Origin of the sequence: Exiguobacterium sp. Helios, assembly GCF_014524545.1 — a bacterium.
In the GTDB taxonomy this organism is placed as follows: Bacteria; Bacillota; Bacilli; order Exiguobacteriales; family Exiguobacteriaceae; genus Exiguobacterium_A.
Map to the genome: position 1 here is coordinate 2677858 of NZ_CP053557.1, position 25112 is coordinate 2702969.

The 25112-nt window shown below is 47.9% G+C and carries 25 protein-coding genes and 1 other annotated feature; of the genes, 11 read left to right on the forward strand and 14 right to left on the reverse strand.

Annotated elements, in window-relative coordinates:
• The first annotated feature begins 2 nt into the window (after nucleotides 1–2).
• The 6 genes from HNY42_RS13930 to HNY42_RS13955 all read left to right on the forward strand — a co-directional run bounded on the left by HNY42_RS13930 (nucleotide 3) and on the right by HNY42_RS13955 (nucleotide 4579).
• Nucleotides 3–293 (forward strand): EscU/YscU/HrcU family type III secretion system export apparatus switch protein, encoded by a 291-nt coding sequence (locus HNY42_RS13930; protein WP_012371297.1) that lies wholly within the window; start codon nucleotides 3–5, stop codon nucleotides 291–293.
• Nucleotides 290–682 (forward strand): flagellar protein FliS, encoded by a 393-nt coding sequence (locus HNY42_RS13935; RefSeq protein ID WP_188004679.1) that lies wholly within the window; start codon nucleotides 290–292, stop codon nucleotides 680–682. Before HNY42_RS13930 ends, HNY42_RS13935 begins: the two co-directional genes overlap by 4 nt.
• A complete protein-coding gene (locus HNY42_RS13940) occupies nucleotides 682–1575 on the forward strand; it encodes a flagellin N-terminal helical domain-containing protein (protein ID WP_131972305.1) in 894 nt (297 codons plus the stop codon). Before HNY42_RS13935 ends, HNY42_RS13940 begins: the two co-directional genes overlap by 1 nt.
• Before the next feature lie 18 nt (nucleotides 1576–1593).
• The gene (locus HNY42_RS13945; protein WP_131502211.1) at nucleotides 1594–2034 is read left to right on the forward strand and encodes a YaaR family protein; all 441 of its coding nucleotides are present in this window, start codon (nucleotides 1594–1596) and stop codon (nucleotides 2032–2034) included.
• Between the two features lie 23 nt (nucleotides 2035–2057).
• Nucleotides 2058–2726: a DUF2225 domain-containing protein gene (locus HNY42_RS13950; protein ID WP_188004680.1), complete on the forward strand. Its 669-nt coding sequence runs from the start codon at nucleotides 2058–2060 to the stop codon at nucleotides 2724–2726.
• 101 nt (nucleotides 2727–2827) lie between these two features.
• The gene (locus tag HNY42_RS13955) at nucleotides 2828–4579 is read left to right on the forward strand and encodes a diguanylate cyclase domain-containing protein (protein WP_188004681.1); all 1752 of its coding nucleotides are present in this window, start codon (nucleotides 2828–2830) and stop codon (nucleotides 4577–4579) included.
• A gap of 34 nt (nucleotides 4580–4613) precedes the next feature.
• On the opposite strand, the gene HNY42_RS13960 is transcribed toward HNY42_RS13955, so the two are convergent.
• From HNY42_RS13960 to HNY42_RS14010, 11 genes are all read right to left on the reverse strand, one after another.
• A complete protein-coding gene (locus HNY42_RS13960) occupies nucleotides 4614–4793 on the reverse strand; it encodes a hypothetical protein (RefSeq protein ID WP_026827549.1) in 180 nt (59 codons plus the stop codon).
• A 27-nt stretch (nucleotides 4794–4820) separates the two neighbouring features.
• Nucleotides 4821–5207: a hypothetical protein gene (locus tag HNY42_RS13965; RefSeq protein ID WP_233494501.1), complete on the reverse strand. Its 387-nt coding sequence runs from the start codon at nucleotides 5205–5207 to the stop codon at nucleotides 4821–4823.
• Complete coding sequence (gene fliS / locus HNY42_RS13970) at nucleotides 5171–5542, reverse strand: flagellar export chaperone FliS (protein WP_188004682.1); 372 nt, start codon at nucleotides 5540–5542, stop codon at nucleotides 5171–5173. Before fliS ends, HNY42_RS13965 begins: the two co-directional genes overlap by 37 nt.
• A gap of 12 nt (nucleotides 5543–5554) precedes the next feature.
• Nucleotides 5555–7117 carry a flagellar filament capping protein FliD gene (gene fliD, locus HNY42_RS13975; protein WP_188004683.1) on the reverse strand — a complete coding sequence of 521 codons (1563 nt, stop codon included), beginning with the start codon at nucleotides 7115–7117 and terminating at the stop codon, nucleotides 5555–5557.
• A gap of 18 nt (nucleotides 7118–7135) precedes the next feature.
• A complete protein-coding gene (locus tag HNY42_RS13980; protein WP_188004684.1) occupies nucleotides 7136–7492 on the reverse strand; it encodes a flagellar protein FlaG in 357 nt (118 codons plus the stop codon).
• Nucleotides 7493–8487: 995 nt separating this feature from the next.
• Nucleotides 8488–9330 carry a flagellin N-terminal helical domain-containing protein gene (locus HNY42_RS13985; protein ID WP_188004685.1) on the reverse strand — a complete coding sequence of 281 codons (843 nt, stop codon included), beginning with the start codon at nucleotides 9328–9330 and terminating at the stop codon, nucleotides 8488–8490.
• 223 nt (nucleotides 9331–9553) lie between these two features.
• Nucleotides 9554–10837 carry a methyl-accepting chemotaxis protein gene (locus HNY42_RS13990; RefSeq protein ID WP_188004686.1) on the reverse strand — a complete coding sequence of 428 codons (1284 nt, stop codon included), beginning with the start codon at nucleotides 10835–10837 and terminating at the stop codon, nucleotides 9554–9556.
• Nucleotides 10838–11036: 199 nt separating this feature from the next.
• Complete coding sequence (locus HNY42_RS13995) at nucleotides 11037–12551, reverse strand: peptide ABC transporter substrate-binding protein (protein ID WP_188004687.1); 1515 nt, start codon at nucleotides 12549–12551, stop codon at nucleotides 11037–11039.
• Nucleotides 12552–12646: 95 nt separating this feature from the next.
• Nucleotides 12647–12882, reverse strand: a binding site (T-box leader).
• A 62-nt stretch (nucleotides 12883–12944) separates the two neighbouring features.
• Nucleotides 12945–13340, reverse strand: a complete 396-nt coding sequence (locus HNY42_RS14000; RefSeq protein WP_188004688.1) for a hypothetical protein — start codon at nucleotides 13338–13340, stop codon at nucleotides 12945–12947.
• Nucleotides 13341–13710: 370 nt separating this feature from the next.
• Complete coding sequence (locus tag HNY42_RS14005) at nucleotides 13711–14541, reverse strand: GNAT family N-acetyltransferase (protein WP_188004689.1); 831 nt, start codon at nucleotides 14539–14541, stop codon at nucleotides 13711–13713.
• A 77-nt stretch (nucleotides 14542–14618) separates the two neighbouring features.
• Nucleotides 14619–15101 (reverse strand): hypothetical protein, encoded by a 483-nt coding sequence (locus tag HNY42_RS14010; RefSeq protein WP_188004690.1) that lies wholly within the window; start codon nucleotides 15099–15101, stop codon nucleotides 14619–14621.
• Between the two features lie 137 nt (nucleotides 15102–15238).
• Between HNY42_RS14010 and HNY42_RS14015 the strand changes: the two genes are divergently transcribed.
• The gene (locus HNY42_RS14015) at nucleotides 15239–15742 is read left to right on the forward strand and encodes a hypothetical protein (protein ID WP_114595083.1); all 504 of its coding nucleotides are present in this window, start codon (nucleotides 15239–15241) and stop codon (nucleotides 15740–15742) included.
• 54 nt (nucleotides 15743–15796) lie between these two features.
• On the opposite strand, the gene HNY42_RS14020 is transcribed toward HNY42_RS14015, so the two are convergent.
• Together HNY42_RS14020 and HNY42_RS14025 are read right to left on the reverse strand one after the other, a co-directional pair.
• Nucleotides 15797–17062 (reverse strand): HAMP domain-containing sensor histidine kinase, encoded by a 1266-nt coding sequence (locus tag HNY42_RS14020; protein ID WP_188004691.1) that lies wholly within the window; start codon nucleotides 17060–17062, stop codon nucleotides 15797–15799.
• Nucleotides 17059–17718 carry a response regulator transcription factor gene (locus HNY42_RS14025; RefSeq protein WP_188004692.1) on the reverse strand — a complete coding sequence of 220 codons (660 nt, stop codon included), beginning with the start codon at nucleotides 17716–17718 and terminating at the stop codon, nucleotides 17059–17061. The genes HNY42_RS14020 and HNY42_RS14025 overlap by 4 nt, the downstream gene beginning before the upstream one ends.
• 129 nt (nucleotides 17719–17847) lie before the next feature.
• Between HNY42_RS14025 and HNY42_RS14030 the strand changes: the two genes are divergently transcribed.
• The 4 genes from HNY42_RS14030 to HNY42_RS14045 all read left to right on the forward strand — a co-directional run bounded on the left by HNY42_RS14030 (nucleotide 17848) and on the right by HNY42_RS14045 (nucleotide 24177).
• Nucleotides 17848–18978, forward strand: a complete 1131-nt coding sequence (locus tag HNY42_RS14030) for a hypothetical protein (RefSeq protein WP_188004693.1) — start codon at nucleotides 17848–17850, stop codon at nucleotides 18976–18978.
• Nucleotides 18979–19455: 477 nt separating this feature from the next.
• On the forward strand, nucleotides 19456–22281 hold the full coding sequence (locus tag HNY42_RS14035; protein ID WP_188004694.1) for a sensor domain-containing protein: 2826 nt from the start codon (nucleotides 19456–19458) through the stop codon (nucleotides 22279–22281).
• An 81-nt stretch (nucleotides 22282–22362) separates the two neighbouring features.
• Nucleotides 22363–23244 carry a YitT family protein gene (locus HNY42_RS14040; protein WP_114595077.1) on the forward strand — a complete coding sequence of 294 codons (882 nt, stop codon included), beginning with the start codon at nucleotides 22363–22365 and terminating at the stop codon, nucleotides 23242–23244.
• A 30-nt stretch (nucleotides 23245–23274) separates the two neighbouring features.
• A complete protein-coding gene (locus tag HNY42_RS14045) occupies nucleotides 23275–24177 on the forward strand; it encodes an alpha/beta hydrolase (RefSeq protein WP_131502229.1) in 903 nt (300 codons plus the stop codon).
• A gap of 48 nt (nucleotides 24178–24225) precedes the next feature.
• On the opposite strand, the gene HNY42_RS14050 is transcribed toward HNY42_RS14045, so the two are convergent.
• A complete protein-coding gene (locus HNY42_RS14050) occupies nucleotides 24226–25050 on the reverse strand; it encodes a squalene/phytoene synthase family protein (RefSeq protein WP_131502230.1) in 825 nt (274 codons plus the stop codon).
• Between the last annotated feature and the right edge of the window lie 62 nt (nucleotides 25051–25112).

The window sequence follows — 25112 nt, forward strand, 5'->3', positions numbered from 1 at the left end:
CTATGTACCAGAAAATTGATTTAAAACACCGTAAATCAGCGGCCGTCCTCCGGTACGATGAAGCGTCCGGTAATGCGCCGATCGTCGTCGCCCGGGCAACCGGTGCCGCAGCGGACCGCATTTTGCAAGAGGCGCGTGCCAGCGGCGTCGCGATTGAACAGGATACGTCGCTGCTCGGTCATCTGCTAGACCTTGATCTTGGAACGGCGATCCCGCCGCAACTGTATGATGTAATGGCCGAATTGTTATTATTGATTGAAGAACTTGATCACGCGAAAGGACGGAACTCATGACCGAACAGGAACTGTATCAAATGACTCCCCAACAATTGACGGAGACGATGTTAAAAGGTCTCGTCTTTCAATATGAACAGGCAATTACCGGTCGCGACGAGCGACGGTTCGATGCCGTCAACGTCCGTCTGCAAAAAGCCTACCAATTGCTTGAAAAACTGCAGGCCGGACTGAACGACGAAGGCGGCATCATCACCGCCCAGCTCGATCAACTTTATTATTACTTAGCAGAACAGACGTTACAGGCTTACATCGAGCCAACGCGTTTAAACGAATTGTTGCAACTGACGGAAGAACTGCTGATCACCTGGCAAGCGGCCAGTCTGAAGAAAGACCGTCCCCTCGTCCGGGCGGCACACCATGAGCGTTACGAAGGGATGGACTATTAATGCGGATTTCAAACAACGTACAGGCTTTGAAAGCCTACCGAAACTTAAGTGCCAATCAGATGAACGTCAAGACAACGATGGATAAACTGTCGAGTGGTCAAAAAATTAACCGCGGCGCTGACGATGCGGCTGGTCTCGCGATTTCTGAAAAGATGCGGAACCGTCTCAAAGCACTTGATAAAGCGGAACAGAACGTCCTCGACGGAATTTCAATGGTTCAAACGGTCGAAGGCGGACTCAGTGAAACACACAACCTGTTGCAACGGATGCGGGAACTGGCCGTTCAAGCAGGGAACGGAACACTTGCAACCGAAGACCGGACGGCGATCCAGGAAGAAGTCAATCAGTTGACGAATGAAGTCTCACGGATTGCCGAGACAACCCAGTTCAACGGTAAAAAACTATTGACAGGTGGCTTCAGTACAGAAGACAATGCGGTCTTCATTCAGACGAATGCAGGCGCGAACGAAGGCATTTCTTTAACGATTGATGATATGCGCGCACTCAACATCGGAATCAGTACGACCGTCAAACCCAACGCCGACGCCCGGACACTCGATTATCCAAGCGTCAACACAACACCGGAATACGCGCTCAGCGTCATGACGAACAGCGACGCCGATGAAGCTATCAGCCGTTATACACAGGCCATCGATACGATTTCCCAGCAACGGGCAAAACTCGGAGCGATCCAAAACCGGTTCGAAGCAACATCGTCCGTCCTCAGTGTCAGTAAAGAAAACCTGACGGCGTCCGAGTCACGCATTCGTGATACCGATATGGCGCGTGAGATGATGGAGTACGCGAAGTACAATATCCTCAATCAATCAGGCATGGCGATGATCGCCCAGGCAAACGCCTTACCGCAAGGCGTCTTACAACTACTCAACTAATCAAAGGAGGAATCACCCATGGACATCCGGCGCATCCAAGAAACAAGCCGCCTGCAGACACCGAAGACCGGACCACGTGAGGTTGAAGCGTCGACGACGTTTTCTGCCTTGATGCAGGATAAGCGTGAACATAAAGGCTACGAACGTCTCCAACAAAAACTGATGCTCGTCGAAGAGCACGGTCAGTTGCTGGCGGAAAGCCAGACAATCGAGAACCTCGAAGAATATAAAGAAAAGATCAAGGACTTCCTAAAAGATGCCCTCGATCAGTCGCAACAACTCGAAGAAAAGCGTGGCTTCAACCGCCGTGGCCGAACGAAAATCTACAAGGTCGTCGAACAGGTCGATGCGAAGTTGCTGCAACTGACCGACAACGTCATTTCCGGCGAATCCCGCCGACTCGAGATTCTCGACCAGATCGGTGAAATCAAAGGAATGCTCGTCAACGTTTTTGTCTAAATTTATCTTGAGGAGCACGTATCATGCCTGATCTTTATCTTAAAAAATGCCGTTGCCCCTACTGTCTCAAAGAAACGGAGACGAAACGTGTCTTGAGCCGCCATATTCGTGTCAAACACACCGATATGGATGGCTTCATTCATTATCAGGGACCTAACGTCTATTTTTACGAACCCATCCAATGTAGCCACTGTCGTTTCATTTTCCATGAAGCGTTTGAAAAACTACGGCCTGATGTCCGAACGCTACTAAAAACGGACATCTTATCAACGCTTCCGGTCTTACCTTTCTCTGCAACAGAACGTTCTGTGAAACAGGTACTGTATCTATACAAACTATGTTTGTATATGGCACAAGTCACGTTACAAAAAGACAGCATCCAAGCGATGCTTGGTATTCGAATTTCATGGATGTATCGGTTGCTGGAAGATTTGGAACAGGAACTTTCTTGGACGATGCGATCTGTCCAAAAATACGAAACCATCTATTTTGAGTATTCGGATGCGGTCCGAACGGGTATTCCTCACGATGTCTTACTTTTACGGATCAGTGATTTGTATGCGACGTTAGGCGATACAGATAACGCCAAACAATGGTACGGTCTCATTTTCCAAAGTAAAACGGTTTCCGATCGAATTAAAAAAGAAGCCCGCGAGCACTGGGAACTGTACCGCGAACAACATCCCATTTAATTTTCTCCCCTGTTTGTCTGCGATGTGTTGGACGAAACAGGGGTTTTCTTTTTGGTTGACGAAATCCATACATATAAGACATCGAGGAAGGAGGCGAACACATGACGAGACCTTACGCAACCAGTCTTTATTTACTTGTGACCTATCTGATTCTAGCATTGACGTTTGACCAGACGTGGACCCCTGCCATCGCCGGCAGCATTACCTTAATCGGCTTAAGTTTCTGTTCCTGGTCAGCGTTTGTTCATTTTTTAAGACGACCGAATCATCCGTACCGTAGAATCGGTCAGGCGATTGTGTTATTTTGGCTCGGAATTGTCATCAACTCTGTTTTAGCATCGTTACCCGACCGGTTCCACCCTGTTTGGTCTGACGCCTTGGCAAATGTGACACTGACACTTTTCTTATTCTTGACCGCGATGACCTTGGCCCAACTAATCGATTGGTCCTCGTTCCGTCAAAATCGGTTGCTTTATCTTGATGGCTTTATTTTATTCGGCATGTCGTTCGTCTTCGGTTACGTGATGATTTTACAGAATGTGCCTGATTTTTCCCGAAATACCGTCGAACTGATTGCGATGACCATCTATTCGCTCTGTTTCATGGCACTGATTTTGTTTTCTCTGATCCTCTACACGACGGGGCTAAGCGATACAGTACGTCACCGGACGCTCATCCAGGCCATTGCCCTGTTTTGTGTGGCGAACTTCGGTTACTACACGTTTTTGATTCGTGGCCAGTTTGATCTTGCCGTTTTTTTCTTACCGCTTTATCCACTCAGCTTGTTTGAACTCATCCGTTACTTCCGCCGCGTCCCGGCATCGACGACACGAAAATATACGTTGTCGCGTCCGTATTTACCGTACATTAGCCTGGTGCTGTTGCTCGTCTGGATTTCCTTTTTCCAAGTTCCGCTTCTTGTTTACGTCTTGTCAATCGCCTTATTGTTTTCGTTGTTTTTAATTCGTCAGTACTTTTCAGAACGGCTAAACCGGCGTTTATTAGAAGAACACGAAGTCATCCAGCTTGATCTCGCGCAGCAGGTCAAGGAACAGACATCCCTCCTCGAACTGCGGAAAGAAGAGTACCGGCGATTGTTTCTCGATCATCCGGAACCGATTCTTCAAGTCAACCGGATGGGGACCCTCCAAACGATGAATCCGCCGGCCTTGCAGCATTTCGGTCAGCAACTCCCGGAATACCTGTCGTCACAACTCCGTCGAGAAGTCGGGCGCCTGGAGACAAGCCGGAAGCTATTGTTGCATGAAGGAACCAGAACATACGATACGACGCTGATTCCCGTTCCGGATCACGAATATGTCTACGTCCTGCTGTCGGATATCACTGAAACGCTCGAACAGCAACAGTGGCTCGAAGAACTTGGCTATCACGACGCCTTGACCCGGTTACCGAACCGCCGGTATTTCGAAGACTTTCTGCAGGACCGATTGGTGCAGATTGAATCCGGTTCGTTGCTGTTCATTGACCTCGACGGGTTCAAACAAGTCAATGACAGGTACGGACATGACGCCGGCGATTATGTCCTGCAGGAGACGGCGAACCGGCTCAGGCTTCATCTCGGGGAAGATGAAGTTGCTGCCCGGCTCGGCGGAGACGAGTTCATCGTTTTCTTACCCCGTTCGAAATCTGAGACAGTTCACTATACTGAAGACTTGATCAATCAGCTCAATCAGCCGTTTTTGTTCCACGGGACAGCAATATCGGTCACGCCGTCGATCGGGATTGCCCATTACCCGGAAGACGGCGTAACGATAAGTTTGTTACTGATTCAAGCGGACGAAGCGATGTACAGCGTCAAACAACATGAAAAAAATGCATACCGTTTTACATGAAAGAGGACCTCCCACGGTGGAAGGTCCTCTTTCGTTACAACGACTCGCGTCGATATTTTTCTTCTTCATACGCATCCGGTAAATCAGAAATCGGACGTTCGGCTTCTTCCCAGGATTCCGACTCGACATCCGGTTCGATGAACTGATCGTACGATCCATCGGAACGGTAAAATGGTTTGACGACCTTTCGTTTCTTGTCTTCACGTTTTGGCACGCGAGATCCCTCCCTACGTCTAGAAAGTTACTGACGAGAATCAAAATACGGTGAAAAACTACCTTCGACTTCTTCGTACGGATCGATATACGATTTTCGACTTGTTTTCGTCTGACGCAATTGATTGATTTGTACCCCTAATTTAGCGGTTTCTGACGATAATTTCAAGTCGATTTTTTGACTTTCTGCAACCAGCTCTTGAATGACGGCTTGATTGGCGCCGGCCAGTAAGTTCGAATGAGCGGCGATGAACGCTTCCCGTTCGTTCAACAAGTTCTGGATTTTCAGTAACCATTCGTCATAAACGTCTTCGTCCGGTGTCTGCTCAAGCAGTTCCATCAGATGTTTCGTCTTCAGACGGAGCGGATCAAGCGGACTCATCGTTGACGCGCGAGCTTCATCGCTTCTTTCCATGTCTCGCGAAACTCTTCCGCAAAACCGATCACTTCATCAATCGCAACGACATCACTTTTGACATTGGCATCAATCAGACGACCTTGCATATAGTCGTATAGATTATTCAGGTCTTTTGACAAGGCAATCGACTTGTTGAGCGTCAATTGTAACTCGAGAATGATAGATTGTGCTTTTTGAACATTAGTATTTTTTTGTTCAATCAAACCTTGTTCGATAGCCCGTTTCGCAAGCATCGAGAACTTAATCAGTCCTTCATACAGCATCAACGTCAAATCTTGGGGTAAAGCGGTGGTCACTGAGTTCGTTTGGTACGTCGCGTATGGGTTTGCCATCTGAAGTCCTCCTTATTGTCCTAAGTATGAAGCGAGCGTCGCCGACTGGCTGTTCGCTTGATTCATTGCCTGTTCCATCGCCGCAAAGCGACGATAATAACTGTCTTCTTTTGTTTTTAATTTATCTTCCCATGTCAACATGGTCTTATCGAGGTCAGCGAGGGATTTACCAAGTCGATACGTCGTCGAGACAGCACCATCAAGTCCAGCTACTTTCGAAATTTTATCGCGCATCGTCGTTGCGAAACCTTGAATTTGACGAACAAATCCGTCGAGTCCACCTAGATTTGGTGTAACTGAGCCATCAGGATTCTTAACAGGTTCCGGAGCATCAGCTGTAAATAGTTTATAGACGCCTTCTGGCTGTTCTTCTAGCATCTTCTTCAATTTTGTTTCATCGATTTTCAGTTTCCCACCGTCGCGGAAATCATTGGTTGATGTGATACCGATTTGCGACATATAGTTCAATTGAATTGTATCAGTTCCTGACGTATACGAATATCCTGTATCAATCTTTGCAGAGATTGCACTCCGGAACGACGTCATCCCATCACGAAGAAAACTGTCATTTTTCAATACACCGCTCATCGCTTTTTCTTCCCATTTTTTCACTTCGTCTTCACTCAGTTCTTTTCGCTGGGCATTTGTCAATGGTTGGAAGTCACGATATTTTTCTTCCCGGACTTTTTTATTCATTTTATCGATCAAATCGTTATACTTATCAACAAATTTCTTGATGGAATCAAAGTTTGCTTGAGTGTCGAGTTTTGTATTAATCGTTGTGGCTGTTGTAGACGTTCCGTTTAAAGTGATCGTTAGACCGTTTTGGGTGAAGGTGTTTGTCCGTTGTTCGAGCTCTTGCCCACCAATTGTATACTTGGCGTTTTTGCCGTCTTGCCCCATCGTCGCTGACTGTGAATTAACAATCTCAGCATTGGCATTTACATCACGAATTGTTATATCTGCACCATTTGTATTCAGTTTTCCGGTACTTGTTTTCGTTAAAACCAGTTTACCTGTAAGATCGTTATAGACCGCACTCATGCCTAGACTTGTTTTACCATTGATCGCTGAAGTTAAATCGGACAGTTTTTGTGTTGCATCGAGTGAAATCATTTCACTAATTGCTGTTCCGTCAGCAGCAAAGCTATTGATTTGAATATTGACTTTTCCATCAGTCACCGTAAACATGCCACTGTCAGAAAGCGTTATATCAGATGACTTACCTGCTGTTGTCGTCATTGTTACAGATGCTGCTGATGCCAGCTGACCAATTTCATCAATCGTTATACTACCAGCTGTTGATGCTGGACTTGCCGACACAGACACTTTCGAAGTGTCAGAGCTTATTGCAGTTTTAGTAGTATAGTTTTTTGATAACAACATGTCACTTGCAGCTGTTCGTAAATCGAGTAAACCACGGTTCATTTCGCGGTAAGCATCACGTTGCCATGTCAACGTTTGTTTTTTTTGAGAGAGACGATCAACGGGTGCACGTTCTGCCTGCATCAGTTGTTTAATCATCGTTTCTGTATCAATCCCACTTGCCAGACCACTAAGACGTATTCCTGCCATGTAATCAGCCCTTTCCTATTAAATTCGTTTATCAATCAGTTGATTAAATTCCATAAAGGCAGCAAAAAAATCAAGTTCCTTTTTACTCGGTATTTCTTGAACGACGTTGTTATTGGTATCTACGACTTGAATATAAAATTCATTAAGTTTTTCATGTTTAACGAACTTTAAACCTGTACGTTGCGCTTCGAGCTGAACGTTAGCCTTTTCGATTGCGGTTTCAAGCTTTGTGATATGCTGAGGTGTCGGCAAAACGACGATCCCATCCTGCGCCAACTCCAACTGATTCGCTTCGATAAAGACATTCCGAGTCGCTTCGTATGGTAAGACATTTTCAGGCAGGTGAAGCCGAATTTCCGTATTGATGGAATTCATGGACAAACACTCCTTTTTCTTCTCTATGTAGTATATCGGTTTAGACCATTCTTTTTATTAGTTTTATTTTAAACTTCATAAAATCAGGAATAAAGGAACATACGTTCTTTTATGAAAGAAGCTTTGCTATGCTGATTGATAGATTATCAAATGCTCAACAAGCTATCTCACTAGCAAGTATTTTAGTCGAGGGTGAAATCACAAAATGTTATCTAAAATCTCGTAGGAAAAACAAAATAGTGAACGAGAACACTTTGGTGAATCGCAACGATTTTATCGTGAAGACTACTCGTGTCAAAAATACATTTACATTTTTGGAGCAAGTTTCACCGTATGCAGTGGACTTATCAAAGTTTGCTCATTAAGTTAGACTGACAGGCTCGTCTCAACCAACTTAAATATGAACATCCACAGTATCAAGTACTCGCCTCAAACCCTTCTAGACCGTATACATCAGAAGAATGCACTACCATTCTGGAACTCAAGACAAGCGGATGGACGACACAAGCAATCTCTGAAAAATCCAACCGGACATATTGGTCCGTCACCTATAAATTTGGACAACTAAAAAAAGGCCATGGAACAAGTCCATGACCTTTAAGTAAATGATATGACCAATTACGATTAACGGAGTAATTGGAGAACGCCTTGCGGCTGTTGGTTCGCTTGCTACGCGCATTAACTTTCGCTAATGATAAGACTATATCTTCATCCTAGTTTTACTAGGAGCTGGGCGCTTCCCCCGCCGTTTACGGAGTACGGATTTCATAACCATCGGAAGTGTCCATTAGGTCGTCTATCCTAGTCGTTGAACCTTCACCAAGGTTTCCCTACAGGTGCTTGGCTGCTGATTGTCCAATCCTTGACGTTTTTCAGAACGGTCACGCTCGCCGTTTCCAGCCACGTTGTCGTACATCAAGGCTCTAAAGGAGTTCCAGCAATTCACCCAGTCATGCTCTGATCAGTTACCCAATCAGACGCCCGGTGGAATCAAATTACCGAAGGAGTTGAAGCACGCCTTGAGGTGTTTGATTCGATTGAGCCAACATTGCTTGTGCAGCTTGCGCAAGAATCGAGTTCTTTGTTTGGTTCATCATTTCTTTCGCCATGTCAACGTCACGAACACGTGATTCAGCCGCTGTTAGGTTTTCAGAAGATGTTTTAAGGTTATTGATTGTGTGCTCTAAACGATTTTGAGTAGCACCAAGTTTAGAACGCTCTGCTGAAACTGTTTCAATCGCATCGTTTACTGTAGTGATAGCTGTGTTAGCACCAGTCTGAGTAGTAATGTCAATACCAACTGTTGAAGCTTCATCTGTTCCCGTACCAACTGCAAGTGCAGTTGCATCCATGTTACCGATGACTAATGTGAGGTTTTGTGATTCATTTGCACCAATTTGGAACACTTTACCGTCAGTATCTGAACCATCAAGTAATTTTTGAGTGTTAAACTCAGTAGTTTTAGCAATACGTGTAGTTTCTTTTGCTAACTGAGTAAATTCTTTTTGTAATTCTTCACGATCAGTAAGTGTGTTAGTATCGTTGGCAGATTGAGTCGCTAATTCACGCATCCGTTGAAGAATGTCATGCGTTTCGTTCAATGCACCTTCAGCTGTTTGAATCAATGAGATACCGTCTTGTGCGTTACGTGAAGCTTGATCAAGTCCACGAACTTGTCCACGCATTTTTTCAGAGATTGCAAGACCAGCTGCGTCGTCGCCTGCTTTGTTGATGCGAAGACCTGAAGCCAGTTTCTCCATTGATTTCCCTTGAGCTGAAGAAGCTGCAGAAAGTTTGTTGTGTGTGTTAAGTGCTGTAATGTTGTGATTGATAATCATTGTAAGTTTCCCTCCATAGGAATAAATTTTTTGTCTCTTTGAAGATCCTTCTTCTCCGAGATGCGCCCCCTGGCCGGCCCAAGAGTAGCGCGGTGGTTGTAGTCGATGACTGCTTCCACTCTATATATCGTCGCCGTACCGAAATGTTTAACAGTTTCTCTCAAAAAAAATAAAAAAGTTTAAACAAAAATCGCAGACGCTACTTCCGTCTACGATTTCTGATTTACAGACGCGTCGCGCCTGTCTCTTCCTGTAGTTGTTCTGCGACTGCAACCAACTCTTCCATCGCGCCGTTGACCTCACCAAGTGAAGCCGCTTGATGGCTTGATGCCTGCAAGACCTGTTCCGCATGTTTCGATGCTTCTTCGACCATCGCGAGGATATTCGCCGTCGTCAAACCAACCTGATCGATTTCTTTATCTGACTTGATGACGAGTTGATCGACCGACTGAACACGCGAATAAACACTTTCTGTCGACTGATGAATCTCTTCAAACGACGAACCGGCTTGTTCGACGAGACCGACACCGGTTGCAACTTCTTTTTGGACGTCCGTCATCGCGTTCGCTGTATCATTGACGAGACGTTTGACACCGGAAATCAAATCGGTGATTTCTTTCGCTGATGTTGCAGTCTGTTCGGCGAGTTTTTTGACTTCCGCTGCGACGACTGCAAATCCACGTCCCGCATCGCCGGCACGAGCCGCTTCAATCGAGGCATTAAGACTGAGTAAGTTCGTTTGGGCCGAGATGTCACTGATGACATCGGTAATCCGTGAGATTTCACCTGTCATACCGGTCAGTCGACTGTTCAATGTCGCTGATTGTTCCATCTTACTTGAAATCATATGCATCGCTTCGACCGAGTCTGTCGCCAGCGTCTTCCCGTTCTCAGCTTCCGTCTGCATGACCGTTGCTGATTTCAATGCTTCGTTCATTTCTTTGGCGACTTCGTCCATCGTCCGTTTGACGGCGCCGAGCGCATCCATCGACAGATAAGCTTGATCGACGTTTTCATTCATCTTCGTTGAGAGCTCTGCCATCGCCGAGCGGATGCTTTCGCCTGATGCATTACCTTCTTGGACAGCAGCCGCGATTTCCTGCGCTGACGCCGTCAATTTATCACTTGAATTGCCCATCTGTGTCGCTTGTTTGCGGATATGTAAGACCATGACTTCGAGTTCATGCATCAACTGATCAACTTCGTCGCCGCGTTTTGCTTCTTCGAAATCGACGTTGAAATTACCGTTTGCGACTTCACGCGCTGTTTCCGTCGCCTTTTCAATCGCTTTGATTGGTTGACGGAGAATCAATTGGATCAATGCTGAACCAATAATGGATAAAACTAACCCAATCCCGGCACCTAACCAAATTGACGGTCCGTCCGCGACATCAAGTCCTCTGTTTAAGAACAACGTCAACTGTGCTGAAATCCCACCGGTAATGACTGAAATCGCCAAGACCCAGACAAACAATCGCATCTTTAAATTTTTCCGTAGCATACTCATCTTCGAAACTCCCTTTCCTGTTTCAAATCTCATCACCTTCTTTATCGGTCACTTCTGAGAACGCTTTAATAGAATTGACCTGATTTTGCAGTTCACACCTTCATACTTTCGTCACATCGATATTAGACATAACAAACAAACATCCAGTCAATACCTTCTATAGAAGAAGGAAGTTGACTAGATATCTGTTGGTGTTACTTTATTTGCGGTCAATCTCAACGTATTTATAGGAAATATCTGTTCCGACATTGTGACGGGCCAGGTTTTTCACTTCCGTGTTTTGAAGGAAAGCATTTTTCCGTTGGTAGACCGGTGAAATCGCTTGATCGTCGAGTAACATCGTTTCGGCTTCGCTTAAGAGTTCCAAACGTTTGTCCTGATCGAGTTCGTTTTCTGCCTGTTTCAAGAGTTTGTCATACTGTTTGTTCGAGTAGTCCATCATGTTGAACGGATTTCCTGTCATGAAGAGGTTCAAGTATGTTGTCGCATCTTGATAATCCGGAGCCCAGCTTGCGAGTGACAAGTCATAATCCCCTCGTCCTTCACGCGCCAACCGTTCTTTTTTCGGCAGTGACAACAGCTTAACATCGACATTTTGTTGTTTCAGTGAACCTTGGATGTATTCGCCGATTTTCTTTGAGACATCGTCGTCTTCAATAATCATCGTCAACTCGAGGTTTTGATCCGAGAGTACTTGTTTCGCTTGTGCTGCGTCAAATGATGATTCAATTTGACGGGTCTTGTCGTATTTTGGATCGAGTTCCTGCGGGACGATGTAATCGGCCGGCAGTGAGCCGTTTCCGAGTAACGTTTCTGTCAGTGCTTTTTTATCGTACGCCGCATCAATCGCCTGACGTGTCTTCCGATTTTGTAATGCTTCTGTTTTTTGATTCATCCGGATGAAGAACATCCGTGAGTCGCTGAACGTGTTGTACTCTTTTTTATTTTTGTACGTGACGACATTTTCTGAGTTGAGTGGTGCAACATCGAGTTCTCCTGTTTCAAACAGATTGATCGCAAGCATCGGATCTTTGATGATTTTGACATCCACTTCGTCAATCTTGACGTTTTTGCGGTCCGCGTAGTCTGCGTTTTTCGCGAGCGTGTAGCCTTGCTCCGCCTGATATTTCTTGAACGTGAACGGTCCGTTGTAGACGTTCGTTTTTGGATCCGTTCCGAATTTTTCACCTTTTGCTTTGACGATGTCTTCCCGGACCGGCATGTACGTACCGAACGTCGTCATGCTGAGGAAGTATGGCGTCGGGCGTTTGAGTTCAATCTGTAACGTTTCGTCGTCGATGACCTTTGTTTCTTTAACCGGCTCGAGCAGATAAGCAAACGGTGAATTTGTCTCGATGACCCGCTCATAAGCATAGCGGAAGTTTTCCGCCGTGACCGGCTTGCCGTCTGACCATTTCGCGCTTGGGTCAAGTTTAAACGTGTAGACTTTTCCGTCTTCCGATACAGTGTGTGACTTCGCTGCTGCCGGAACGAGTTCGTTATTTGCATCAAAGCGGTAGAGTCCTTCGTAAATCTGGTTAAAGATATTTGACGTAATGGCATCTGCCGGATCAACCGACAGGAGATCATAACTTTCCATCGTGTGCAGGACTTTCTTTTCGTTTTCATTTGGTGCTGCTTTTTCTGTTTCCGTCGTCGAGCATCCTGCGAGTAGGAACGCCGTGCTTGCCGCCGCGATCAATGTCTTTTTCATCAAAAATTCCTCCTAAAGATAATGTGCGTTGGATAATTCGGCGTTCCTTGACGTAAAACAAAAGACGCCCTCTATGCCACAGCAAAAGCTGATGCATAGAGGACGCCTGTATCCGCGCGGTGCCACCTCTAGTTGAGATTAAAAATCTCCTCTTGTCGCTAGTCCAACAACCAGCTAGCCCGGTAACGGGGGCAACCGTCCTGTCTACTGAATCGTTCAACAGGCTCTCAGCGGTCCATTCCCTGATCAGCTTACCGCGTCAGGCTCTCACCTTTCCTGACTCGCTTTGTCGGCAGTGTTGACGGTACTTACTCCGCGTCGTTGATTTGTTTGATATGGCTTAACTTGTTGTTTACTTTACACGGCTTGTTTTCAACTGTCAACGAAAAAAGCTTAGAACGGATGATCCTCTTTGCGCTCCTGTTCTTTCCGGACCGGACGGGGACGGATCGGTTCGACGCGTTCAACATGTGCCCGCGTGATAATCCGGTTCCCAAATGCCGCATCCAGTAAAATCGTAATTGCTGCCGCCATGTGCAACAGCATCCCGACGACAGGAATGAATCCGATTGTCGATGCGACAATCCCGACGATATTCCCTTTTGACACCCGACCGGCACGCGCCGTCAACACGACGACCACGATATGGAACGCTAACATAACCCAAAGCGCATTGTAACCTGTTCCAAAGACAATAAATAATCCACCAAGCACCGGAATCCCGAGCATTGCCTCTAAACCACCTGATACCCACTTCAACGTCCGTAATGAATCTTTACGACATTCCATAACGTCGCCTCCTCTTTTTTTCCATATGTGTAGTATACGACAAAACCGCGAGAAGGTTTCAGATTTCTTTTAGAATGTGAACTTGTTTCCCCCTGTTATTTACTTCACCATTTGTCACAAGTTTCCTAACAAAAAAGTTTCCGTCGTCCGGGTGCGACTCCTGCGGGAAAAGGAAGGGCTTGTCCCTTCCGTCAGGGACAGGCAAGACCCGGTCGTCCGAAGAGGACGATTGCGGCTTGCGTTCCGCCCGAGGAAAGCGCACCAACGGACGACAGGAAACGATATCGTATTTCTTTAAATAGCGGACAGACCTGTGGTCTTTGAATTCTACAAAAAAAAAGCCCACTCGCGTGGACTTTCTGTAAAACAATTATAAGCCAAGTACGTGGAACTGGTAACCACGTCCGACAACGAACCCAGCCTCTTTATAGAGATCAAGTGCCCGGGCATTATCTGTCTCAACATCGAGTTCAAGCTGCGTTCGACCGGTGCGGAACATCGCTTGCACCATCAGCTTCAGCATCTTCTTGCCGTATCCGTTGCCCTGTGCTTCCGGACGAACGGCAAACGCGTGAATGCTCGCTTGCGTCTCAGACGCTAAGTAAGCCCGAATGACACCAACCGGTTTGCCGTTTGCGACACCGATATAGGTGACACGATCATCCGACTCAATTGCTTGATAAATCGATTCGGCTTCATCCGCTGTATTGCCGAATGACGAACCAAGTGTCTCGACGATGAACGGACGATCGTCCGCTGTCGCTTCCCGCAGTTCAAAATCTGGATCCGCTTTTAGGAACAATTGCGCTTTTTTCAGGACCATGTTGTATTCCGTCATCCGGTACTCGGCACCGAGCTGACCAAGGACGGCCTGGCCCGATTTACTTTCATCATCAATGACGAACGTAAACGCTTCGACCCCTTGCGGACGGGCTGCCTCTTTCGCCGCTTCGACGAGTTGCGTGAAGACACCCTGTTTCCGGTAATCCGGATCGACGAAGACATTGATTTCCCACTCTGTCGGTAAGTAAGCGAACGCTTGCAGATAACCGATTAATTTCGTATCGTCATAAATCGCGAAATCATTTTGTCCGACCCAATCTGCGGCGACTTTCAATTCAATGCCGTCGTGATCGTTGACACATTTCTCAAGTTGTAAGACTTCTGTTGTTTGTTTAACTTCTGTTACTGTCCATTCCATTTCACTTCACCTCAACCTTTACTATATCGGACCATCAAAAGAAGCACTAGCAAAAGCTGGTGCTCCTTGCAGTTTCCTCATTTTAATTTGAATGTCTTCATCATCGCCGGCACATCGTGTGTGATTAAGTCGGCAATCTTTTGTTTCCCGGCTGCGCCTTTGACGGCTTCCGTCGGTTGCACATAATAGTATGTTTTATTGCCTTTTGTGCCGAGATAGGTTCCGAACCCGACTTGTTTCTCAAATTGTTTTTTCGTTAATTTTTTCGGTTCAAAGTTCAAGTTGACGAGCATTTGATCTTTTCCCTTTACTTTATAGTAGAGCGAAAACGTCCCGCTGCGTGTCACGGTACCGTATTTCGTGTTGACGGTTTTGTTTTTAACGACATCGACCTTATCCTGCTTGATCGCTGTCTGCAAGGCTGTCGTCGCCTTGACGGAATAGCCGAAGTCCTTGTTTTGAATCGTACCTGTTTTGTACGTCACATTACTTGCGCCGAAAGCTGTCACCGGAATTAGACATGCTCCGATTAATACCCCTGTCATTGCTACTCGTTTCATGCTAACTCCCCCTTAACTCTTCGATAGTAAAGGAATTCCCTTTTGTGAAATAGGTAAACTCTATTCTTGAAAAAGATTTGACGGAATTGTCTAAATTTCTTACGATAGAACTAACGAAACGAAATGGGGTTAAACTGATGGCTGAACAAGAACTATTAACGCAAGAACAGCTCGATAATCTGCTGAAAAATTCGTTTGCGATGCAGGTACCAATCCTCGAGAAGTTCATGAAAGATACACATGACCGCTATGCACTTGCAACGACATCGTTCAAACGCGACATGGATACGATGAAAGAATCAGAGTGGCACCAGTTCTTCGCCGGTAAATTGTTACCGCACTTCTTCCTCGAGCATCTTGGTTTCGGGGCGTCGTTCCGCTTTAACGGACACGACAAGGAAGTCGATCTTCCGGAAAACGTTGTCCCAGTTCGCAATGATGCCGATGATCAAATCGCAAAAGTCGTCCTCGGCGTTGAAAAAGCGATGAAGGATATGCACATCAAAAATCATAGTCTGGTGGCGAAATTCTATCAGGAGACACTCGAACTCGCTTGTCAGATGGGCAGCCGCGTCGGGATGAGCGATGAGTTCTATACGCTCGTCAAACCGAGTCTCGTTCAAGCCAACGATTCTGAATAACCAACAGGTCCCGCTCTTCACTCAGGTGAATGACGGGAACTTTTTTTCTTTTGCTTATTTGAACCGGATATAAAAGCAGGCACCACCAAGCATGCTGTCCCGGACACCGTACGCTAAGCCGTGACTGTCGAGAATCAATCGGCTGATGGCAAGACCGAGACCATGCCCGGAGCCGCCGGTCTGTTTGACATACAAATCCCAAATTGTCGAACGGTCGCGTTCTGCGACACCGCTTCCGGCATCCTCCACCGTCAACTCGGTTGCTGTCAGCCGGACTAACACTTCACTTCCGCTCGGGGCAGCGACGTGGGCGTTCATCAGGAAATTGACGAGAACCCGCTCGAACATCCGCCGATTAAGCGAGAGCAGGACCGGTGCTGTCTCGACCGTCAAACGCAATCCGTCTTTAAGGAAAGTCGACCGTAACCGTTCCGCTGTTTCTTCGACTAATTGATTCACTGCCACCTCCGTCCGGTCAAGCGGCATCATCCCGCCGGCCAGTTTCGAATAGACCAGCGTCTCATCAATCAACAGCCCGAGCCGATCCGTTTCTTCGATGATACTGGTTGTGACGTCCGGCAGTTCGTCGACTGGAATCACTCCGGCCGCCAGAGCTTCCGTCTCGTTGCGGATGATGGCGAGTGGTGTCCGCAAATCGTGGGTGATTCCGGCAATAAACGCTTTTTGCAACGCTTCTTTCTGGATCAGTTGTTCCTGCATCTCATCGACGGCGTGAATCAGATCACCGACTTCATCATTCGGTCGGTCCGGTAACAGGACGTCTTTTCGTCCGTCGCCAATCTGTTTCGCAACGGTCCGCAGTTCCATGATCGGTCGGATGAATTGCCGTCCCATATAATAGGCCAGTCCGGTTGCGAGCAGTAAGGCGGCCAGTAACGCCACACCGATCGCCAGATAGACGCCGTCGAGGGCACTGCTTGCGAGCGGTGCTTCGCGGATTGTCGTGATGACGGTATCGCCGCTCATCAACTGATACGTCAACAGCCGGTTCCCCTGGACTTCGATAATGTCTTTTTGTTTGAGATCGTCAAGAATCGGCAGTTCGACGACTTGCCGTCCCCGTCCTCCGATTCGTTCCGTCACTTCGTCACGGATGATAAACCCTTGAATTTCACGCGGTACCGGACGATTTTCTGCCAGTGCTTCCTCGATGATATTTGCTTCCCGCATCAACTGACTGTAACGTTCATCTTCCGCAAACCGGTTGACGAGGAACGCCGTCAGACTGAAACTGAGTACGCCCATAATCAATAACGGCGCAATGACCGCCAGCAAAAACTTTCGCATCAACTTACTCATTCGATTGCCTCCAACCGGTAGCCGACCCGGTGGACCGTCTTCAACTGCTGTTTAATCGTCGGCATCTTATCCCGCAACTGTTTGACATGTGTATCGACCGTCCGCGTATCGCCTCCGAACGTATAGCCCCAGACTTCATCGAGAATTTGATCGCGCGTCAGTGCTTCACCCATGTGCTCAAAGAAATAGACCAACAGTTCGAATTCCATTTTCGTGAGACTGACGGTGTCCGTTCCACTTTGGACACGGCGCGCCTTCTCATCAATCGTCACGTCACCTAACTGCCGACCGACCGGCAACCGTTGCTTCAACGCCCGCTCGAGCCGGATGATCAATTCCTTGAGGACAATCGGCTTGACGAGATAATCATCTGCTCCAAGCTCCAGTCCGAACACCCGGTCGTCCGCTTCCCCGCGTGACGTCAGCATGAAGACGACCGGAGCCGGAACCGTCGCTTTGATGCCCGGGACAAGCGACCAGCCGTCCCCGTCCGGCAGGCGGACATCAACGAGGGCAGCGTCAAACGACGTACTCGCAAGTTTTGTTTTAGCCTCCGCAAGCGACGCCGCGAGCGTGACCGTATAGCCGTGATGACGCAAAAAACGTTCCGTCACCTGTGCCAGCTTCAGTTCATCTTCTATCACTAAAATGTTCATCTTCATCCCTCCACTTGTAGTGTACCGTCTTTTTTGAACGGTTGACGTTTCTTTGCGATTTCCTTGCAACTTCCTCACAACTTCGCAGACGTATCCCGCTAACATAAAAGGTGAAAGGAGTGATCACCCATGCATTTCAAAAAACAATGGATCACCGCACTGACAATCAGCGCCTTAACAGTAGGAGGGGCTTCTGCTTATGCTGCAACCAATGACAGCTCGACAGAAACGAAATCAGAACGTCCGCATTTCGAAGGGATGAAACGACTCGACTTTACGTTACTGCTCAAAAAACTCAATCTGACCCAAAAACAAGTCGATGCCGCCCGAGAAAAAGGCTTATCAATCGCAGATCTTGCGAAACAAAAAGGAATTTCGTTCAGTGACTATAAAAAGGCGGAACTCGCCGCCGCAAGAGAACAGCTCGCTTCACTCGTCAAATCAGGTGACTTAACGAAGTCGCAGGCAGCGGATATGTTAAAACATCATACGGAACGCTTTAGCGGGGTTTCGAGTTATGCCGATTTAAAAGAACAGATGCCAAAAGGACATCGCGGTGACAAAGGCGGCTTCTTCAACGAATCGTTGATTGCCGACGTCTTGAAGGCACTCGGTCTGAGCCAAGATAAATTCGATGCAGCCAACCAATCGCTCGCTGCTTATGCGAAAGCCCAGTCAATCAAGTTCGCGGATTACAAAAAAGCATTGCTTGCAGCGCAGACGACACAGCTCGATCAATTCGTCAAAGACGGGAAGATGACGAAAAAACAGGCAACCGAGATCAAAGCCCGCCTGACAGAAGAGTTCTCGGATGCCAACAGTTACGATGACTTACCGGACCGCGGTCAACATGGACCAGGCGAACACGGTGGACCCGGTCATGACGTCTTCGGTGATACAACGTCCGCTATCTTGAAACGGCTGAATCTCGATGCGACGAAGTTCAAGGTAGCGAACCAACCGTTACCGGAATTTGCGGAAGCGAACAACATCTCCTTCACTGCTTTTGAGAAGGCTGTCCTTGCCGAACAAACGAAAGCAATCGATGCGAAAGTCAAAAGCGGTGCCATCACGAAAAAACAAGCGACGGCGATCAAGGAACGGATGCAGGAACGGGCCGATGAAGTCTCAAGCTATGACGACTTACAGCAAGGACCGCGCGGACATGGACCGGGACGCCATCATGGCATGAACGATGCCGACCGACCGGATCAGGCTGATCCCAATGCCAGCGAGACTTCTGTTGATCTTGCCATCTAATATGTAAAGCACGGACAAACTCCAGCATATGCCATTCAACAGGCATCGGCGGGGTTTGTCTTTTTGTCTTTTTGTCTTTTTGTCTTTTTGTCTTTTTGTCTTTTTGTCTTTTTGTCTTTTTGTCTTTTTGTCTTTTTGTCTTTTTGTCTTTTTGTCTTTTTGTCTTTTTCTACGTTTCCTTCGTTGATGATTTTTTATATTTTTTACCCGATCGAATGATTCGGGTACGTCTACTTTCGAAGCTCGACTTCTACGGGAAAAGGAAGCTTTGCTTCCGTTCCGCCCGAGAAAAGCGAGCAAAAGAAAGCAGATTTCCCGTCCCACCCTCTTCTTTTTCATTCCACTTCCTCCCATTCTCCAAAAAATGATTCGCTTTTTTTGAAAAAAAAGTCTATTCTTCGAACTTTAATTGCAATTGATCTTCGTTTACTCCGATACTAAGAGTGAGAGAAAAAATTCGAGTGAGGAGATTTGTCTATGACTTTTTTCGACGCGATGCAACGGCTGAGTCGTTCATCTACATCCCCTCTGCTGATTGGCGGGTTAGAACTGTCACGACCAGAACGTGTGGAACCTTTTTTCCAGCAAAGTACAGATGCTGTCTTTTTCTTTAATCATCTTGGTGAAATCATCTATTTCAACGAACAACTTCCACGGATGCTCGGTTATTCGAAGGAAACTTTATATAATCATTTCGCCGTCTTCAATCCACCGGAACAGCATCCGTCCGTCACGGCATTTTTCGAGCGGGCCCTGGCCGGTGAGACGGTCCACTATACGGCACAAGGTCTGCATGCCGATCAACACCGGCTGACGCTCAAAATCACGAATATGCCGATTGAACAGGATGGGCATGTCGTCGGGGTGTACGGGATCGCACGTGACATCACACGCGAAAAACAGTTGGAGGATGATGTCGTCCACATCCGGTCGCAACTGGAACTGACGGAACAGATTCCGGAACTGGTCGTCTTTCATTACGATCCAGTGAACCGGACGATTGAGTATTCACCCTCTTTGATCAAATATTTGGGAATCGAGTCCAGTCCGGTGAATCCCTTTTCGAATGAACAGTTACATCAACGGATCCATCCGCGTGATTTTGATCCGCTCCGTTTTCAGATGATTCGCCTGCTTGATGGAGAAATCGATACGTTCGAACAGGAAGTGTCCGTCCTGAATGCTGACTACGAATACCAACTGTTACGTCTGAAGGCATTACGACGCGACGGTCCGACCGGATTGATTTCTCTGATTCTCTATGATTTGTCAGAAGTCAGTGAAGCGCGCCGTGAACTGGCACTCGAACGGGAACAGACGCGTGAAATCTATGAAGCACTCGAAGCCGCCATCTCGCAAATCGATTTATCAACCGGACGCCTGTTGTTTCATTCCAAAGGGTTTTTCCAGATTTTCGAAGAGTTGCCGCACGATTTGATCCTCAGTCAGGACTGGCTGTTCGAGCGACTTGACCCGCGTGACGTACCGGCAATGAAACGCTTCATCTTACAGTTGCAGTCTGGTAAAGCAAGTTCGATCCAGTACCGTCTGTCGTTCCCGGATGGGCGTATGAAATGGATTGAAGACCAACAAATCCCGATCTTCCAGCTGGACGGTTCGATTGCCTATACGAACAGCATCATGCACGACATTACACTCCAAAAAGAGTACGAGGAACGCTTGCAACAGCTGGCGATGTATGACTCGGTCACCGGTCTGCCGAACCGCCTGTCGTTGACGGAGACGATCCGTGACTGGATGCAGGCGAACACGGCATTTTCGATTCTGTCGATTTCGTTTAACCGGATTTCGGATATCAACAATGCGTTTGGTCATGCTTCCGGTGACCAGTGGATTCAGGCGACAAGTGCACTCCTCAACACCTCAAAACCGGAGGGCGTCTTTTTCGGGCACCTCGGAGGCGATGAATATGCGATACTCGTTCCGTCGAGCCTCAAGGACGATATCACGTCCTATGCGGAAACGTTGTTATCTTTATCCGTCGAACCGATTTTGATTGATCCTTATGCCTTGTTCACCCGTGTCTCGATCGGCATCAGCCGTTTTCCGGACGACAGCAACGATCCGGTCGAATTGATGAAACATTCGTATACGGCGCTCCGGCGGTCACGACGTGAAAATCAGAGTACCGTCCATCATTATGCGTCCAATCTCGATATCGATTATTACCGCCGTTACCGGCTCGAACAGGATTTACACTATGCGATTGAACGGAAGCAACTGTTTCTTGAGTACCAACCGAAAGTCGACAGCTGGACGGGGAAAATCATCGGTCTCGAAGCGTTAATCCGCTGGCAACACCCGGAATGGGGACGGATTCCGCCCAATGATTTCATCCCGCTCGCCGAGGAAAGTGCCCTGCATATCGCAATCGGCGACTGGGTCGTCGAGACAGCGTGCCAGGCGATGCTTGACTGGTCCAGTGCCGGTGCCGATCTTGTCCCGGTATCCGTCAACGTCTCGCCGAAACGGTTTTTGATTCCCGGGTTCGAACACCAGATTGAACAGATACTGGCTACGTATCAATTGCCGGCCGAGCTGTTGGAACTGGAAATCACCGAAGCGGCATTGATCATGGATGATCCGAATATCAGCCGGACGCTGGAACATGTCAGCCGGCTCGGTGTCCGGATTGCGCTCGATGATTTCGGAAAAGGATATTCATCAATGGTCTACCTGCAACGTTATCCGATTGATGTCGTCAAGATCGATCGCCAGTTTGCGGTACATATCGCCGAGGATAAGAAAGCACAAGCTATCGTTAAAAGTATTCTCTACATGGCGAAGGAGTTTAATCTTGCCGTCATCGCGGAAGGCATTGAAACGATTCAACAGTTGGAGATGTTCCGGGCTCTTGAATGTCCGAACATCCAAGGGTATTTATTCAGCCGACCGGTGTCCGCGGCCGTCATGGAAAGTTTTCTGATCCGGGAAGTCTTGTATCCGATCGAAGCCTGTTCGCTTGCCTCGGATAACGTACCGAGCTTTACGGTCCAAGGCAAAATCAAGATGCTGCAACATCAAAATCAGACATTCGACTTTAGTTTTTCCGAGATTCAAGCCCACCGGACGAGTACACGTCATCTCTACTTTACGACCGATACTCCCTTACCTCTGCAAACCGCGACGTTTGAAGTCCGGTTGTCGGAAGGTCTTCAGCTGGTCTCCTGCACCCTGACTGTCACTGCTTTTGAGGACGGACAATATGTCGGACGCTATACGACGACGCAAGAAGCGGAACTGGTCTTACGGTTTTTCCAGACATTACGCTACAACGAGTGAAATAAGCACTAAGGTCGTTCTCGCGTGCCTTAGTGCTTTTTTGTTATAGTAATGAAAAGTGTATGCAAAAGGAGGGGTTCGATGCCCGCTGCTGAACAGGCCAAACGACACCGCCGTTCAACGAAATGGCAACTGGTCCGTCGTTTGTTGTTGCTCACGATCGGTGCCGTGATTTTCGCCATCGGACTCAAAGGATTCCTTGTCCCAAACAGTATCATCGATGGTGGGATTGTCGGCATTTCCATCATCGGATCGAAGTTGACCGATTCGACACTCGCGTTGTGGTTATTCTTTCTCAACATCCCGTTCATCTTCTTCGGTTATAAACAAATCGGGAAGACGTTTGCCTTATCGACGCTCTACGCCATTTCCGTCATGGCGATTGCGACAAAGTTACTGGAAGACATCGGTCCGATGACACGGGTCGATCTCCTCGCAACCGTCTTCGGTGGGTTGATTCTCGGAATCGGTGTCGGGATTGTCATCCGGGCGAGTGGTTCACTCGACGGGACCGAAATTTTAGCGGTCTCGTTCAGTCGCTCGACACCATTTTCCGTCGGTGAAATCGTCATGTTCTTCAACGTCTTTATTTTAGGCGCTGCCGGTTTCGTCTTCGGTTGGGACCGGGCCATGTATTCCTTGATTACTTACTTCATCGCCTTCAAGACGATTGATGTCGTCATCGACGGGCTCGATCAGTCGAAGAGTGTCTGGATTATTTCTGAAAACCATGAAGAAATCGGTCTTGCCATCATGGACCGGCTTGGTCGGACGATGACGTACCTGAACGGGGAAGGTGCTTTTTCCGGCGACGACAAAAAAATCATTTTTTGTGTCATCAGTCGGTTGGAGGAAACAAAGCTGAAGGAAATCGTCCGCGATTTTGACGAAGAAGCCTTTATCGCGATCGGCAACATCCATGATGTCCATGGCGGTCGTTTCAAGAAAAAAGATATTCATTAACGTATCCTACTGCAGAGAGGAAGAATCGCCGTGTCGTTTTTGAAAAAACATCGCAAGAAATTGATTGCCGGACTGATTGTCCTCATCGTCTTAGTGTTGATTGCCATCGTCGGCATTTCTGCTTATGTCGGTTCTTCCTTAACGGAGCCGCCCCGGGAACCGTTGACGACTAATCCGAAAAAGGCGGAGGATCTGGCGTACGAAAATATCTCGTTCCGCTCTTACAAAGACCGGACCCGTCTGTCCGGCTGGTGGATTCCGAGTGAAGACGCCAAGTTGACGATCGTCTTTGCCCACGGGTACGGAAAAAACCGGGAACAAAACGATGTCCCAGTGTTGCCGCTGTTCAAAAAGTTCCATCAAGCCGGTTATAACGTCCTGACGTTTGATTTCCGCGGCTCCGGTCAATCGGAAGGCAAACGCGTCACGGTCGGAGCGAAGGAACAGGATGATTTATTGACCGCCGTCCGCTATGCGAAGTCCCGGGCATCAGAACCCGTCGTCCTCTACGGAATCTCGATGGGCGCCGCAACGTCTCTCGTCACGGCACCGAAAGCCGAAGTCGCGGGTGTCATCGCGGACAGTCCGTTCAGTGATCTCAAGAACTATCTTGCTACGAATCTGCCGGTCTGGAGCGGTCTGCCGAACTTCCCGTTCACGCCGGTCATCCTCCAGGTGACACCGCCTTTAACGGGACTGAACCCGGAACGCGTCCAACCGCTCGAAGCCATCCGCCGGATTGATTATCCGATTTTGATGATTCACGGGAAGGACGATGATGCGATTCCGGTCACGGAAAGTATGCGGCTGCAAAAAGCGGCTCCACGGTCTGAATTGTATGTGACGGAAAACGGCGGGCACGTCCAGTCGTACAAACATGACCGGCAAGCCTATGAAGAAAAAATTTTATCGTATCTCGAAGATATCCGCTAAAAAATGGAGACATTGTTCCGAGGAACAATGTCTCCTTTCGTCTATCCATTATCGTTTTAGAACGGCACTCCCGACAATCTTCAGGACTTCCGGCCGGCTGAGTTTTTCTTTTCCCCGCGCGAGCGCATCCAGTGTTCCGTGGGCGAGTGCAAGCGGAATCTTGCAGAACTCATAGATCGTCGTCTCTCTTGGAATCGAGGCGAGATATGCATCGGCTTCCGCCAGATTCTCCCGGGCATACTCGAACATCGTCTCCGTCGTCCAACCCGGTGGGAAATAGCCGACACCGCGTTCGGCGTCCTCCTGTTGATTGCGCAGGATGTTGACGGCCTGCAGTCCCCGTCCGAATCCGATCGCCTGCTGCTTGTCCGTCACGATACCGGCTTTCCAGTACCAGATGTCGGATAACATGACACCGACCAGTCCCGCAACGTAATACGTGTACTCGTCAAGATCTGCTGCCGTTTTGACCGTCCAGTCCCGTTCTGCCCAAGTGGCCATGCCTTCTGCCATCTCGGCTGTCGATTCCAGGACTTTCGTTCGAATACCCGCCGGACAATACGCAATCCACTCTGACAGGCGCAGTGTCACTTCCGGCAATTGATTCGCGTAAGGGGCAATCATCGTCCGGTATGTCTGCTCGTCGAATGTTCCCCGCATCATTAACGCCGTTTCGCGCAATAATGTCGTCTTGACCCCGGTCGGCAATTCTTCGTGGTCTTCGATTTCATCGATGGCCCGCATACATAAGTAAGCCGCTCCGACGGCTTCCTGTAGTTCCTGTGACAGACGGCTGATCGGTATATAAAAGGTCCGGCTCGTCGCTTTTAATACACGATTCGCATCTTTCTTCAGCTGCTTCGTCTCATTCATCCATTACACTCCCTCTTTAGTCAAAAAGGTTTCTTTTCTCTACATTACTATACACGATTCAA